The 12,644-nt window shown below is 33.2% G+C and carries 11 protein-coding genes and 3 pseudogenes; 4 read left to right on the forward strand and 10 right to left on the reverse strand.

The annotated features are described in order from the left end of the window. Nucleotides 1-3: 3 nt before the first annotated feature. On the reverse strand, nt 4-771 hold the full coding sequence (locus JFT89_RS09435) for a glycosyltransferase family 2 protein (protein ID WP_016093944.1): 768 nt from the start codon (nt 769-771) through the stop codon (nt 4-6). Between the two features lie 306 nt (nt 772-1,077). Between JFT89_RS09435 and JFT89_RS09440 the strand changes: the two genes are divergently transcribed. After that, complete coding sequence (locus tag JFT89_RS09440; RefSeq protein ID WP_201039824.1) at nt 1,078-2,367, forward strand: glycosyltransferase family A protein; 1,290 nt, start codon at nt 1,078-1,080, stop codon at nt 2,365-2,367. Nucleotides 2,368-2,852: 485 nt separating this feature from the next. Here JFT89_RS09440 and JFT89_RS09445 read toward each other — a convergent pair whose 3' ends face one another. The 6 genes and pseudogenes from JFT89_RS09445 to JFT89_RS30180 all read right to left on the reverse strand — a co-directional run bounded on the left by JFT89_RS09445 (nt 2,853) and on the right by JFT89_RS30180 (nt 8,440). Next, nucleotides 2,853-3,560: an IS6 family transposase gene (locus JFT89_RS09445; protein WP_201039825.1), complete on the reverse strand. Its 708-nt coding sequence runs from the start codon at nt 3,558-3,560 to the stop codon at nt 2,853-2,855. Between the two features lie 74 nt (nt 3,561-3,634). Continuing rightward, the gene (locus JFT89_RS30450; protein ID WP_258550643.1) at nt 3,635-3,757 is read right to left on the reverse strand and encodes a hypothetical protein; all 123 of its coding nucleotides are present in this window, start codon (nt 3,755-3,757) and stop codon (nt 3,635-3,637) included. Nucleotides 3,758-3,874: 117 nt separating this feature from the next. Continuing rightward, nucleotides 3,875-4,108, reverse strand: coding sequence for a hypothetical protein (locus JFT89_RS09450; RefSeq protein WP_201039826.1), 234 nt, complete (start codon nt 4,106-4,108; stop codon nt 3,875-3,877). Between the two features lie 351 nt (nt 4,109-4,459). After that, the gene (locus JFT89_RS09455; RefSeq protein ID WP_002069589.1) at nt 4,460-4,657 is read right to left on the reverse strand and encodes a hypothetical protein; all 198 of its coding nucleotides are present in this window, start codon (nt 4,655-4,657) and stop codon (nt 4,460-4,462) included. A 750-nt stretch (nt 4,658-5,407) separates the two neighbouring features. Beyond that, complete coding sequence (ltrA, locus tag JFT89_RS09460) at nt 5,408-7,207, reverse strand: group II intron reverse transcriptase/maturase (protein WP_002066087.1); 1,800 nt, start codon at nt 7,205-7,207, stop codon at nt 5,408-5,410. 723 nt (nt 7,208-7,930) lie between these two features. Further along, nucleotides 7,931-8,440, reverse strand: a pseudogene (locus JFT89_RS30180) (DUF6944 family repetitive protein). Nucleotides 8,441-10,174: 1,734 nt separating this feature from the next. On the opposite strand from JFT89_RS30180, the pseudogene JFT89_RS09475 reads away from it, so the two are divergent. Then, a pseudogene (locus tag JFT89_RS09475) lies at nt 10,175-10,314 on the forward strand (IS6 family transposase); the annotation flags it as partial. Between the two features lie 19 nt (nt 10,315-10,333). Continuing rightward, nucleotides 10,334-10,765 (forward strand): annotated as a pseudogene (locus JFT89_RS09480) (DUF6998 domain-containing protein); the annotation flags it as partial. Between the two features lie 22 nt (nt 10,766-10,787). Here JFT89_RS09480 and JFT89_RS09485 read toward each other — a convergent pair. After that, on the reverse strand, nt 10,788-10,898 hold the full coding sequence (locus tag JFT89_RS09485; protein WP_078401698.1) for a YjcZ family sporulation protein: 111 nt from the start codon (nt 10,896-10,898) through the stop codon (nt 10,788-10,790). A 270-nt stretch (nt 10,899-11,168) separates the two neighbouring features. Beyond that, on the reverse strand, nt 11,169-11,378 hold the full coding sequence (locus JFT89_RS30625; protein WP_235702244.1) for a hypothetical protein: 210 nt from the start codon (nt 11,376-11,378) through the stop codon (nt 11,169-11,171). A 204-nt stretch (nt 11,379-11,582) separates the two neighbouring features. Here JFT89_RS30625 and JFT89_RS09490 point away from each other — a divergent pair, with 204 nt between their 5' ends. Beyond that, the gene (locus JFT89_RS09490; protein ID WP_201039827.1) at nt 11,583-11,879 is read left to right on the forward strand and encodes a metalloregulator ArsR/SmtB family transcription factor; all 297 of its coding nucleotides are present in this window, start codon (nt 11,583-11,585) and stop codon (nt 11,877-11,879) included. 219 nt (nt 11,880-12,098) lie between these two features. Here JFT89_RS09490 and JFT89_RS09495 read toward each other — a convergent pair whose 3' ends face one another. Next, entirely contained in the window at nt 12,099-12,542 is a 444-nt protein-coding gene (locus JFT89_RS09495; RefSeq protein WP_151304161.1) for a DUF5065 family protein, read from the reverse strand. Nucleotides 12,543-12,644 lie beyond the last annotated feature (102 nt).

A 12,644-nucleotide genomic window follows, 5' to 3' on the forward strand; every position in this document is an offset into this window, starting at 1 on the left:
ATTTCACCCTCTTTTTTTTCTTAAGTCTTCTCTTAATTCTTTACATGTTCTTTGTGATGGTAATAATTGTACAAATTCATTTTTTTCTTCCGCAAATAACTGCGCATGTATTGAATGTGAAGTAATATAATTGATATCTAAAATTTCATCTAAAGGATAAAAATCCCAATAATGATTTAATCTCCAAAAAAAGCGTGCATCTCCTATACGATAAAACTGAGGATCTTCATCCCAGTAAGTACTCCACCTTTTTTCAAGAATCGGCAAAACAGATGCTCTATGCATTATAGAACAATGATCAATTGCGCATGGCGCATTATTAGTGACTTTTTTTGCAGGCCTTTCAACAGTTTTGATAGGTAAATCTGATTCATCTAGATGGATCGTTTTTGATGCAGAATATACAATTTGAACATCTTTATTCTCATCAAGATAACTAGACATCATTTTAAGTCGCTCTTTTTCGTATTGATTATCATCTGTAATATAAGTAATATACTCCCCTTTTGCATGTTTAAGTGCCTCGTTAATTAAAGCAGCATATCTGACTTTTTTTGTTCGTTCAGAAATATGGGCTACATTACTTTTATAAAAGTGTACATTTTTCTTGTTTATGAATGGTTGAATCACTTTCTGAGTCAGTTCGTTAGAATCATCATCCATAATAAAAAGTTCAAAATCTTGGAAAGTTTGGTTTAATACACTTAATATCGATTTTTCTACAAATGTGGGCTTATTATAACTCGTCATAATAACTGTAATTTTAGGCAAATATTACTCTCCTCCTTATCATTAAATAAAAAATAGTTACGTTATTATATAAAGAGAAAGGACGAACCGTTCCGATAATTTTAAAAAAGATTTATATATGTAATAAAATGATAAAGTAGCTATTTTATTTGCCCATGCATCTTTTTTATAATCCGCTATAGTCTATACCATATCTATGAACAAGTAATAAACTATTTAAGTACAAAAAGAAAATATCAATAGTTAGAAACAACTAACTCCAAAGATTCAATTAATATTCACCTGAAAATATTAAGCTATCCAAAATTCTCACAAGAGGTGACAACTTTGAAACCCCTAATTTCAATTATCCTCACTAGCTATAATAAACCTTCTTTAATTAATCAAGTTATTGAAAGTGTTCAGATGCAAACTTTTAAAGAATGGGAACTTTTTATTATGGATGATAACTCTTATCCAGATACTATAAATATCATAAAAAAGTATTTAGATGACCCTCGAATTTATTATAAGAATAGTTTTATACAAGGTAATGAAAGATATAAAACCACAAGATATGCAACGCTCATTAATGAGGCGCTTCCATTAACATGCGGAGATTATATTTGCTATTTAACCGATGATACTATGTACGTTCCAAATAGATTAGCTGAAATGTTATCTTTCTTACAAAAAAATCCTGAAATAGATGTGGTGTATTCTTCTCAGCACGTAAAATGTGTTGATTATAATCTACAACCTACTCATGAATATGTAAGAAAAGCCTCGGAAATTTTATATACAGCTGCAAATGTTGTGGATCACTGTTCAGTTATGCATACAAGAAGAATTTTATTAATGGTTTATCAAAAATACAGTAATTATTGGGAGACCGATCCTCTATATTGGTTTAACGGAGATGCAATGTTTTGGAAACGTCTAAATACATTCCAACCTTTCTATCCTATTAACAAAGTGCTCGATATTACTTTCAAAACACCTTTTTCCTTCCAAAATCTATATGCCAACCTCCCATCTAAAGATTTAAATGGTATATTGCTTAGAAATTCACAAGGTGACGTATTTTTAGTTGATAATTATAAACGTAGGCCCATATCAAAAGAAATGCTTTCTTACTTCAAATATAATCAAAATCAAATTGTCCCAATACCTGAACCATTTATTTACAAATACACAGAAGGACCACCTATATCTCTTACAGAACCCATTCCAAATTTACGTGTTGTAAAAAATGAAAAAGGAGAATTATTTTATATAGAAAATAATCAAAAACGTCCATTTATTAACACTACAGCATTTCGCAAGTTTAAATTTTCAGCTCAAGAAATTATTAAAGTTTCGCAACGTAGTTTAGATGAAATTTCAGATGGACCACCTATTTACCCGAAATTATCTAATTACACGATTCTACCTGAAGGGAAAGTATTTATCTATCATCACAATTATTTCATTATGACAGATCGCATGCTTCACCCAATAGATAAAGACATGTTACAAAAACTGTATCTATTAAAGAACTGTATACCGATTTCAAAAACTAGCTTATCCTACTTTAAAATTGGTCCTCCTATTTCATCATATCCATCTCACTTAGCTGAAGAGTACCAAGAAGACTGACAAACGAGATTGTGCCAAGAAGGACTATCCCCATGCCCATCAACTTAAGAAAAGTAAGCACCCCAAAACAAAAAAATGAGCTGTTTTCTCAAAATATCTACCTGTAGAGAAAGAAAGTTTTCATTTAGGGGGTACTTCAAAACCTTAGCTTGCTAGTAGGGGTCACCATCTATCAATATTAGTAATGCAGATAACATCATCCTATCGAATAATAAGAAATATATATAATGCCATACTTCATCATTATTGCATGCTTGTTTCTTTCATCTTTCACAACAAATTCTATATGATAATAGGTGCACTTCTTCTCTTCATGAAGTTTTGATGTACCATTATGACTCTCTCAATTCTGTCAAAACAGTCACTTCTTTTTTTTATTTTTTCTTTCTCAAATAGTTCTGATTTTCCCATTGATTCTTTTAGGTTCTGGTGCAAAAATAAAGTAAAAGAGAATAAAGCATATATATTCCTAACGGAATCGTATCTTATGCTACAAGTCCAAACAATTGATGGACGAATTCTTTCTGATTTTGGATAGACTGGTTCCGTAAATTAATCTGTTCTTTTTTAATCATTTGCATGGCTTCTACTCCAGAAAGAATGGATATAGCTGTGTCAAAAGATTTGAGCCCTAGCATAGAACGGATACGCTTCTTTATAAAGCGATGATCTTGTTCTACTATATTATTCAAGTACTTTTGTTGTCTAAGTTGCATACCATCAGGTATGCTTTTTTCTTTTTTCAACAGTTCAATTTCTATTGGATAAGCCGGATTCTTATCGACTGTTATCACACGTGGCTTTGATACATGAAAAGACCGCAAAGCTTTCTTGAAAAAGCGCTTTGCAGCCTTTCGGTCTCTTGTTTTGCTTAGACAAAAATCGATTGTGTTTCCTTTCGAATCAACAGCACGGTACAGGTACATCCATTGCCCTTTAACTTTTATATATGTTTCATCAACTCTCCAAGAGTCATTGGTTTGCTTAAGGTGACGACGAATTCGTTGGTCCAATTCCGGGCCATACTGATGAACCCAACGCATAATCGTGGTATGAGAAATAGATAAGCCCCGTTCCTTCATCATTTCCACCAAATCACGAAAACTGAGGTTATACCGTAGGTACCATCTTACCGTTAACAAAATTATATCAGGCTGATAATGCTTCCATTTGAACAAATTTTCCTTTTTCATACTGATCACACACCTTTTCTAGAGTAGTAATATCAGTATGTCCAAGTTTTATAGATTTTTTGCACCAGAACCAGTCAACCCGTTCCTAATCCAAGTGAAAATACTGGAATCCCTATAGGAAGTAGTGCTTTGAAAAACTCCCACTTGTAGTACCAAATAATCTCTAAAACATCCTTAAAACTTGTTGGACCCCACATTCCCCTCACCCCTTATCATCCCCTTAACAACAAACAAGACGGCAGCGCCTACGATAATTGCTATTGGTTTAATCACTACTTCACCAACAATCCTAATTCACGTAGGATTCCTGAGAACTAATAACCATACGCAAAACCTACAATACAAATTCCTGGAGTGTATCTATGTTCTAAATCTTCATTGTACGTTTTCTTATAATAAGCTAGTTTAGAATCAATGTTATGTTTGTCGTTAATAATTACTTCCTCGCTAGGAAATCCATCCATTTCAATCTGAACAGCTACATACTCTGCTTCTTCATTTACAACTTCATTAAAACACTTTTCTAATTCCTCTAATTTTACACCCACCATTAACCTTCTATTTAAATGTACATTTTGCTCAATAAAAAAGAGCACCCACGTCAGTAGATGCTAAAATATGTGAATGGACTTCTCGATGAGCATTGAATAGGATATAAGCGGTTAACTTGTCCTACACTATACTATATGATTTCTTTATCAAAATAGTTCATCAAAAAGGCACCTTATCCAGGTGCCCTTTCGTGAACATAGAGGTAACACTAAAACGCAGCAATAAACTTGATATCGTGGTGTGTCAATATCATTCTATGCTCGATATTCCCTAATATGCTTAATGGTTAATGTGTAATTTCTATATAACAAAGAAAAAAGCACCCTTTTTGGATGCTTTTTTTGTATTTAATCCTTCTTCTCTTTTACCACTAAAGAGAATACATTGTCCAAATTAACCATACGATCTCCAAATCTGAAGAATCTAGCTTCTCTTGCTTGTATAGAATTTTCTATAGCAGCAACTGTTACTGTCTTTTTATACTCAATTTCAAATTCGTGTTGTTTACCATCGACTGCTTCTATGCTTATTATAAATTTTTTCATTTACTTATTCCCCACCTCTCCCAATCTATCTATTCGACAGAAAAGAAGAATATCCTACAAAACAAAAAGCCATCACCGAAGTGACAGCTCCTGAAGGGGAAGAGAGAGAACAAATGGCAATAAGTATCTCTTCAAGCCTCTGCTATTCTAGATACTCTCAGTCTTCTCGTTTATACTCCGTAGAGTCGGCTACTTAATGTCATTTTCGCCAATGTCGAATTATAAAAGATTTATATCCAGACGCATATGTTTCTTCCTACGCCTTGTTTGAACCAACACATAAAACTGAGGGGAATGTTCAGCTGTATTGGCTCAAACAAAGAGCGGAAGCTCTCTGCTCGGTTAATCGTTTAAGAAGAACAGCCTGACTTATATCGGTGATTGTCGGTAGCAATTACTAATATAATTTAGACTTTCCTTCTTTTATGACATGCAGTTCATTCAATCAAACCATCATATCCAATTGGTGCCGATCTAGTTTTAAGTACATGTAATACTCCAACTCAGTTTTAGAATCAAACTATATACCATCAATCATGATCGGCTTGCTCTTAATCTTCGGTTTCCTCTTTTTCTGTACTTTCACTTTTTGTTTATTTTTAAGAGGTTTAGTCTTTTTCTTTTTAATCAACTGCTAATCTCACTTTCTAATAGTTGCGATAGGTAAGACTTTGAAGTTATCTCCATCTTTTCCCCCGCTTAGCACTGTACGTGCGACTTTCATCGCATACAGCGCCCCATCTTATCCTTTTATACTAAAGTAACTAGATTACAAGCTTTACGGAGTTTGTTTATTTTCTTCAATTGTTTATCGTTCAATTGAAGAATTCTCATATATGTTCTAATCGTCTCGTCATTTGTAGCGTGAATCAATCTGTGGACAAATTCATGTACAATAATCAGGTTATTAAACTCGTCAGTTCCTCCCATACCTTTCGGTATTTTATGGTGACAGTGCACATCTTCAGCTATTAAGAAGATTCCGATGACAGCGCATTTACCATTTTGCATGGAATACCTGGATATTCTGTTATCTGTATACTCCATGCTTTGTCCTTTATTGGAGGATAGCAACATCTTTTGCATTTCATTGGCAATGTTACCTTTTAGGCTTTTGATGAGTTTTTGTCTTCCTTGCTTAGTGTAATTGCATATGTCTTGACTAAAACTTTGAGGGAATCGTGTTTGTATGTCCGCTAGTGGATATACATGATTGCCTGCTATTTCAAAGGTTCTATAATTGTTCCTATGAGTTTTTTTGTATAATGCATTCGCATTGGTAGGAATCTTATATTTCCCTATTGATTTTAGACGATTAAACAAAATTTTCGAGAGACGAAAGGCTATTTCAGCAAAGTCTATAGTTACATGTGTTGCAATTTTGTAATAATTTTTTATACCAAGCACATAAGAGTTATAGTCCTGTACTGTTTTCCCTGATGGGCTTTTTTGAATTGCTTTAATCCTTGTCTTTGCTTTTTCAAGGATATCCTTTTTCTTTTTCTCGCTTACATGTGTGTTTGCCACATATCTTTCGCGCTTTTTAACAGATTTGATAGAGAACCCCAGAAAATCGGAAGATTTTCTTTTTAGGTTAGTTATAGTCGATTTTTCATTAGATATATTAAGGTTTAATTGATTTTTAAGATAACCTTCTACTGCATGGAATATTTTGATTGCAGATTGATGATTGTTAGTAAATATTTTAAAATCATCTGCGTATCTAACGATATGCATTTTCTTCAATTTTGTTTTTATCAGCAATGGATTTTTGGTTGCTGTTGTGTATGGTCTTCTTGTTTTAATATTCTCCCATTGCCTAGATATCCACCAATCCAAATCGTTTAATACAACATTACTAAGTAATGGGCTTAGGATTCCTCCTTGCGGAGTTCCTTTTGTAGGAATACCTTTTCCTTTGATTGGTGCTTTTAACATTTTAGAGATAATTGTCAGCACCCTTTTATCAGTTATGCCTATGTTGTATAGTTGTTTTAATAACTTGGAATGGTTCACGTTGTCAAAGAAACCTTGTATATCAATGTCTACTACGTGACTAAATCTTCCTCTGTTTATCAAATATTGACACCTAGCCATTGCATGGTGTGTTGACCTGTTAGGTCTGAATCCATATGAATGCTTGTGGAATTTTGCCTCGCATATTGGTTCTAGAACCTGTTTGAACATTTGTTGAATCAATCTATCTCTCATTGTAGGGATTCCTAATGGGCGTTTCTTCCCATTAGGTTTAGGTATTTCTATCCTACGTACCGTATTTGGTTTGTAATTTGTGAGAGTTTTTCTAATATCGTCAACGAAGGAATTTACATCTTCCATTTTATAATGGTCGATTGTGATACCATCTGTTCCTTCAGTTTTAGAACCACTGTTAGCCTTTATACTTCTATATGCCAATAGAATATTTTCTTTTGATATGATGTATTTATATAGATTTACACCTTTAGTAGCGTTATTTTCACTACGTTGGTATAAATCATCGAACACTTTTTGCATATCGTAATATTCTGTATGTCGTAATGTTGTACTCACCGATGTATTATTTCCCCTTTCTTACGAAAAGTCCCATCATCTTACTCGATCCTGTGAGTTACATCTAGTTAATTTAGTTTTCAAAGAACAAAACTAGGGACTATCCCTCCACATTCGTTACATGCTTCGTCGGTACTTTGTCCCCACCTTCACAAGAATGAAGCAATTTCGGTTCGTTAGAACCTTATATGCATCTGTCCGCTAGTAGGCGTTGGTGACAGTTTCTTGCTTACCACGTTCCGATTGACTTAGCTATACATATATCCTTAGGTGCTTGCTTTAAGCCTGTTATCTTTACACCCTCATCGTTAGATGTTCCGAATTTCGTATCCTTTACTCTTACTTTTCGGTAGATAACGTCTTCATTGACGACATACAAATTTCTATTGTATTAATAATTTAGACCCGTACATTCGCAAGTTCGCCAGTCCGTTATTTTAGACATTCTCACCATAGATATTTTGTAGCATCCCGACCTATCCATTACCATATGATTTCTCACTTAGGTTTTGTTCAGCCGACTTCACCTAGCTTCATACAATTTGTGACTACTATCACGCCTTGCATGTAGGAGTATTAGATAAGTAGTTTCAGCTCAACCTGACGGCTTTCATTCCTACTTTCAGTCAAACAGTTGTTGTTATCAAATTGATAACCCTCCTACTTCGTGTTTGCACACTTATGAGGAAACGTGTCGCACAAAGGATTATTTTATTAAGTTCTCTATGAATTATTTTCTTCTATCTCTTGGCTTTCTTCTCTTATTTGACCAATTAATGAAACTACTGAACCGACTGCTTGGACCCAACTCCCCGTAATCACTATAAGTTGTCCATCCTCCTCATCACCTTCCGAAATTTCCTCCACTTTATCCCGACTAGCTTTCAATTCCTATATCCCACCTATTGATGTAACACCACCTAATGCTTGTATCCAATTCCCTGCAATTACTAATTTTTTTTGTGTTTCATCTTCAAAGTCTATAATGAGTCCTGTTAGAACCGTTATATTACCAATTGATTGGATTTCGTTCCCAATCAATTCAAGGGATATTTCTCATTGTCCATCAGCTTCCAGACCGTTCCCCGTTGCCTGTAATACATTCCCCCATATGTTCAAGTCTTTGCTTAATTCGCTGTTCAATCTTTTTAAAGGTGTACTCCCAATCGCAGCAATAATTGTCCCTACTGCAACAAACCAAGCGCTAGCTATCTCCTTAATCGGATCATCCATTCTCAATCTACCCCGTCATTAATTTATTACTTACAGGATATGAATTTGCGCATATCCATGTTAATATCCTACTTCTCTCCCCTTGAATAAAACTAAATATTACGTCAATAATATAGATGACATTAGATTTTTCTCCTTGTTCCCCCTTGGAGATGAGCAGTTAGTTTTTGCTAACTGCTCTTATATTTATAACAAATATAAGATTCTTTAGAATGATTCTTCTTTATTTCTCAATATAAGGAGCCTTGGATTTTCATTAAAACTCCTGTAGTATATGAACAAAGAGTAAGGTAAGAGTTACTCTTTGCCATTTTAGGAGAGGTTCTGTTGGAGACAACAGGACCTTTTTTCGTAAAGAGATGGTTTTGTTTAATTTTTCACCACTAACCACAAAAATATCTTATAATCTTTATATACTGAATTAAATTAAAAGATTAGGAGTAGATCAAATGCCAGTTACACTAGAACTTATTCTTTTCATTCTTATAGCAATTAGTGCTGTTGGCTATTTAATAAAAGAATTTCAAAAAACTAGGAAAAGAAGACTTGGAATTTCAATAGAATTTTTGGTTCTTTTCTGGTCAATATGGAGAATATCGACTATCATAATCTAATTTGTAAAATATAATCTCCCCTGAATAAAACTTAATATTCCGTCAATAATACGGATAGGCTGTTAAACAGCCGGAAATCTCTTTTGTGTAACCTTACTAATCGAGACTTCCTTCAAGACTGAGCAGTTAGCTTTTGCTAGCTGTTTTTCATTTGAAATCAAATAGTGTTTTTGTTTAAAATAATGCCCCATTCATTTGGACACATTTACCACTATTTTTACCAAAAAATTCATGATATGGTTAATTAGTCGAGTACGTCATTACTTGACGATTACCCTTAGAATCCCCGCAGACAAACGGGGGTTCTTTTATTTAAATAGCTTTTTGGTTAAAAGCCTTTCACACTTAAACTAGACAAGCATATGTTATTGTATGGAGACCTTCCAAGCATAGCAATCTACCTTTCAAGGAGCATACTTATTAGTGTGCTCTTTTCATTTGCTACTAAATAACGATTTTGTTAAATTTTTTCGCCTTTTAACTGGACAAGCATATGTTATTGTATGGAGACTTTCCACTCATAGAAATCTACCTTTCTTGTCAAAGAGCATACTTATATGTGTGCTCTTTTTCGCTTGTTATGAAATAAAGATTTTGTTCATTTTTTTGATACATTTATGAAACATTCATGTGTTATCTTCAGTAAGTCCTTTTAAAAACAGAAAGATTTATTATGTAAAAGACCCTAGTCCCCTCTAGGGCTTTTTACGTTCAAATAAGGATTTTATTAAAAAACTGCACATACATTAATCATGATAGGCTTTTCGATATGAGTCTTGGTCATAGGGCGCCTTAAAAAGCGCTCTTTATTTTTATAGTGACAGGCTCAATAACTCCAAGTAACAAATACAATATAAAAAATTCACTCATGAAAATCTGATTACGATTTTTTGAATTTTTTATATCTCATGAGACATTCACCTATCTTACTAAGAGTGCATATAAAAATGTGCTCTTTTTATTTGTTGTTAAATAAGAATTTTGTTTAATTTCCATTAACCGTTTTATCCACTTTACATATAGTAATATCACATGGAATTTCATAGGTTTCTCTGGACCAGTTACCTTGTATTCCTTGTGAATCTTGTGGAAAGAATCCGTTTATGACTAACGGGTTCTTTTATTTATTTTTCATACAACGATTATGCGTTGGGTTCATCAGTATGGTCCTGAATTGGACAAACGAATCCGTCGTCACCTCAAACAAATGACTCTTGGAGAGTCGATGAAACCTATATAAAAGTAAAAGGTCAATGGATAACTTATTCCTTACAATGGTAAAAGTGCTATAGGAATCTCGCAAATCCAAAAGTTATATGAATCATATTTTGAAGTTTTACGATATGAAATAAATGTCCTTGGATGGAAAGCAACCGAATTAAGACATCTTATAGGTCGTCTAGGTGAATTCTTTTGTGTTCTTTATACGAATGACGAGCTATCCAAAGTGACTAATCAGCATGGATATGATGTCATCAAAGATGGGAGAAGAATAAGTGTTAAAACAACTGCCCAAGGAAAAGGTTTTATCACGATCAATCAAAATACATTCTACCAATTCGATGATTTCTTCGTAGTTCAGTACAAAGATGATGATTTGAAACTATTATTTTACGGGCCAAAGGAAGAAATTCCATCGCTTAGACCATATGGGAATAATTATGAGGTCAATATAAGTTCTTTAAAGAGAATAGAAAAGACACTCCTTTAAGAGTGTCTTTTCCTATATTTTTTTAGCAGAAGCAACTGCATCCGATAATGATTAATAGTATAAAGAGTACAACGAGTAAAGCAAATCCGCCACCAAAACCGCAGCCTTCGCCGCAACTACCACCATAGCCCATAACAATAGTTCCTCCTTTAGATAAGAGGGTGAAACTAGGGTTCATTCCATGTATTTTAACGGGTTCACTTTACCTTATGTTTTTATGCCTGAATTGAGCAGGTCCTAAAAAAAAGACGCCATAAGGCGTCCCCCACAATTGGGTAGATAAGGTTTAGTTTTCTAATTTAAAGAAATTATGTATCACACCTTGAGAGTATATCATAATATCTATTAAATTTAATATTCTATGCATTATTACATAAAAGAAAAGAGACCCTAATGTGCCTTTCTACTCTGTAACAAATTTAAATACATAGTACATAAAAAATAAACAAGATAGATATGCTAGTCTGCCAGCAATCAATTCTTTCATAAATTTCATAAGTATCACTTTGACAAGCAATGCTAAGAATAACGGTATAAACAGTACCATAGCAAGTTTGATCGCTATGGCATTTATAGTTGGGTTAAACGGTTCAAAATTAATTATGATATTCACTTACTTTTCTCTTTATGCTTTTATTTTTATAATACAATTTATATTGTTTTGTCTACTAAAAAATGACACTTTAAGGTGCCTTCCTCTCACTTAAACCACCCAAACTTGAAATTTTTACATTTTAATAGGAAATATCAGGAGGTGAATTTTCATTTTTATGTTAAAATATTCAATATTCGTATTGATATTAGGGAGATGAATAGTATGTCTGGTGATTTCAACATGGATTCTAATTATTATGTAAGTGGTGCTGAAATCTTAGAGTTATTAGGTAGTTTAAGTCGTTTATTAATTGTACGTGAATTGGTTTTAAGTGGGACTTTAACAGTTTCTCAGTTGAGTGCTGCGACGCATATTTCGGAACCTATGATTTTACAACACTTACGCAAACTAACTATAGGTAATATTGTAATTAGCGAGCGCAAGGGTACAAGGCTTTATTGTAGAATAGAAGATAAGAAAGTTATTGATATTATCAATTTATTAGGATTATTATATTAAGTTTTATTTGATGTCTTTTTTTGAATTTAAGCACTTTATAATTGAAACAATAACAAATAAAAAAGACACCCTAAGGTGCCTTCCTGCGACTTGAACCATCGTATTGTAATATGGTATCGGATGCCAATCCAATTATTATTTTACCACGTTAAATAATTTCGGTTATTGAGAAATAATAAAAGCCCTCTTTTGAGTGCCTGTTTCTAATTTATTACATCCTTAATTGATTGTAAATTGATTTGAATACGTGAATTCACCACGATATTTAATTGCAGCTACATAAGTACCACTTGTATAGCTATCTGTGATAGGAGTTTGCCAAATTTCTGTTCCAGGAAGAAATTCTGGTTCTATTGTTTGGAATCGTTCTAGGGTACCATTTGTGTGGACTTTAAAAATTTTCATTTGCGCACCAAAATGTTCTCTACCAAAGTGCTGTGTTAAGTAAAATGTATCACCAGTTATTAAATCCCCAATTTTCCAATCAGGTTGATATGTACTTTCCACGGAACTTTCCAGATCCACAATGGTTTTAAATCCCCAATCATCATTAAATGGATCTGAGTAAGCTGCAGTAACTTGTGAGGTAGGCTTAATCATTTCTATTGCAGTAAACCCACTAAATGTTAACGCCCCAATTAATACTAATTTTCCTAATTTCATTATTGTTTCCCCCTATTAATTTTCAGAAATATTAAAAATCAGAAGTCATACACACATAATAATATAATTTATTGTATTATATTTCAAATATTTTCTAAAAAA

The sequence above is a fragment of the Bacillus sp. TH25 genome (assembly GCF_016650935.1).
GTDB classification, from domain to species: Bacteria; Bacillota; Bacilli; order Bacillales; family Bacillaceae_G; genus Bacillus_A; species Bacillus_A mycoides.

Bases quoted from the DNA above. Each gene is read 5' to 3' on its own strand.
- JFT89_RS09445 (WP_201039825.1), bottom strand. From the start codon at position 3,560: ATGAAAAAGGAAAATTTGTTCAAATGGAAGCATTATCAGCCTGATATA.
- JFT89_RS30450 (WP_258550643.1), bottom strand. From the start codon at position 3,757: ATGTGGGGTCCAACAAGTTTTAAGGATGTTTTAGAGATTATTTGGTAC.
- JFT89_RS09455 (WP_002069589.1), bottom strand. From the start codon at position 4,657: ATGAAAAAATTTATAATAAGCATAGAAGCAGTCGATGGTAAACAACAC.
- JFT89_RS09485 (WP_078401698.1), bottom strand. From the start codon at position 10,898: ATGGGCTATGGTGGTAGTTGCGGCGAAGGCTGCGGTTTTGGTGGCGGA.
- JFT89_RS09490 (WP_201039827.1), top strand. From the start codon at position 11,583: ATGTCTGGTGATTTCAACATGGATTCTAATTATTATGTAAGTGGTGCT.
- JFT89_RS09495 (WP_151304161.1), bottom strand. From the start codon at position 12,542: ATGAAATTAGGAAAATTAGTATTAATTGGGGCGTTAACATTTAGTGGG.